Here is a 2,068-nt window from a genome sequence, read left to right on the forward strand (position 1 = left end):
CTCAATAATTTCAGCAACTCCCGCCGGTGTTGGCCAATGGTTACCATCTCCCATCCAGCGCCAACCACAATTAAATACTGCCTTATCATGCCCAAATCCCCATATATCTCTTATAACTTTGCTTTTTGAATAAATCTTGCCGTCATCCTTACTTTTCCCTGCTTCAGTATAATATCTATTTTCATCTGCGGTATTTTCGTATTGAAACCAACCAAACAGAGCATGTCCTCCTCTTGAATCATAATACGACGATTGATGTTGTACATAGCCGGTAAAGAATAATCCTATTGGTTTGGATTCTGTTGATTTAGCATAATTTGGAGAACTAGCTAGCGTTTTAATAGGAATTACTATACATAGTAACAATACTCCAAATATTAATATATTTTTCTTCAATGTTTTCACCTCCTCTTTCATATCTGTTAATTAAATTCCTCATTCTCTCTTTTGTAGGATTACTATTACTTAATAATATGCACGTTTTATAAAACTTCCAAGGATATAAGCATATTTCATACAATCTACAAGTCATAAATTTTGGACAAATGGTTAAGGTTTTGTGTCTCTTATAAAACTATTGTTTTATTCTTCTCTAGAAATTCCCCTTTTATTAAATATGCTTGTTCACTATAACCGTTTTCTTGAATATTTAAACATATATAAAGTAAAATGCATTTTTATCTGAAGTTTTATATACCAATTTATTCACCTCTTTACACCCTTCCCATTTAATTTTATAATATATATTAAGGAACCAGATTCAAATCTGGGTTGCTCTAAAGCTTAATTTTAAGGGGGTTGGGTTTATGTATTATAATCTTCAGGCTTTCGGGGAAGAAGTACGTAGCATTAGGACTAATTTAGGGTTTACTCAGAAAGATGTCTGTAAACTATCAGGAATCCATGAAGATACCTTACGAAAGGTTGAAAATGGTAAAGTAGTTCCTATTCAAAAAACTTTAGACTTACTCTCCCCTATACTTAAAAAAGATTTAAATCAACTCTTGCTAAATTATAGGCTAAATAATTATCAGACCTTTGAAGAAATAAAAAACAGATTAGAATCCAAAATAGATAGAGACGAATATCAAACCTTATCAGTAGAACTAGATGATTTAAAAGCTTTGCTCCATACTGAATCTAATACCTACTTCATCAATCTAATAAACCAACTTATATTATTAATAGAATCCATAATATTAAGCAAAGAATATAAGAAATTTGATAAATCCCTTGATAAACTAATAGAAGCTATTAAAATTACCACACCTGACTTTTCGCTAAGCAATTATAAATACTTCGTATATGATTCTTTTGAACTAAGAATTTTAATGAATATGTCCCTTGTATTAGATGAAATTAAATCTATAGAACAAAGCTTAGAAATAATGGAGTTCTGTATGCAAATAGTAGATCCAAATGAGAAACTTTATCCTAAAATATGCTATAACTTATCCTACACTTATCACCGACTTGATATCCATGAAAGTGCCTTAAAGTACTCCGATTTAGGCATAGACTATTGTATGCGCCATAGAGATTACAATGGGTTAAATCTTTTATACTTTAGAAAAGGTGTTGCTGAATATGGCTTAGGATATGAAACTTTTATGGATTCTCTTAAAAAATGCATATATTTTTGCGAGATACTAGACCAAAATAAACTAAAAGATTTATTTATAAATAATTGCAAAAAGTTTTATAATATAGAGCTTCAATTATAATAGAATATCTTCTATTTCATAATTGTTCCATTTTATTGCATCTTCTTCTCCAGCTATAAGTATATTCTTTTGTTCTCTAGGTCCAATAACAAATAATGTTAGAACAATAACCATTGCAAATAAAAATTTTTCAAACATTATCTCTATCTCCCCATTCGTTTTTTAATATACAAGCTCTATTTACCATAATAATACCTGATATAAATCCCAATTTCAACCAGATTCAAATCGGGGTGGTTTTACACAAAATAAAATCCCCAAAAAGGGGATTTTATTCTACAAATCAATTTTATTTTCAATTAAATATCCAGTACCTAAGAAGGTTAGAACTCCTATCACTATAC

Annotated in this window: 3 protein-coding genes; 1 reads left to right on the forward strand and 2 read right to left on the reverse strand. The window is 29.6% G+C overall.

All coding sequences use genetic code 11. The features are described from left to right. Positions 1-396, reverse strand: a 396-nt coding sequence (locus VK998_RS09210; protein WP_325227829.1) for a hypothetical protein, incomplete at its 3' end; no start/stop codon positions are given. 410 nt (positions 397-806) lie between these two features. On the opposite strand from VK998_RS09210, the gene VK998_RS09215 reads away from it, so the two are divergent. Continuing rightward, complete coding sequence (locus tag VK998_RS09215; RefSeq protein WP_325227830.1) at positions 807-1,724, forward strand: helix-turn-helix domain-containing protein; 918 nt, start codon at positions 807-809, stop codon at positions 1,722-1,724. Here VK998_RS09215 and VK998_RS09220 read toward each other — a convergent pair. Beyond that, complete coding sequence (locus VK998_RS09220; protein ID WP_325227832.1) at positions 1,719-1,862, reverse strand: hypothetical protein; 144 nt, start codon at positions 1,860-1,862, stop codon at positions 1,719-1,721. The two genes, VK998_RS09215 and VK998_RS09220, sit on opposite strands and share 6 nt — an antisense overlap. Positions 1,863-2,068: the final 206 nt, after the last annotated feature.

Source organism: Schnuerera sp. (assembly GCF_035459645.1).
GTDB lineage: Bacteria > Bacillota > Clostridia > Tissierellales > Tepidimicrobiaceae > Schnuerera.

Coding starts and splice junctions, on each gene's coding strand:
- VK998_RS09215 (WP_325227830.1), top strand. CDS start 807: ATGTATTATAATCTTCAGGCTTTCGGGGAAGAAGTACGTAGCATTAGG.
- VK998_RS09220 (WP_325227832.1), bottom strand. CDS start 1,862: ATGTTTGAAAAATTTTTATTTGCAATGGTTATTGTTCTAACATTATTT.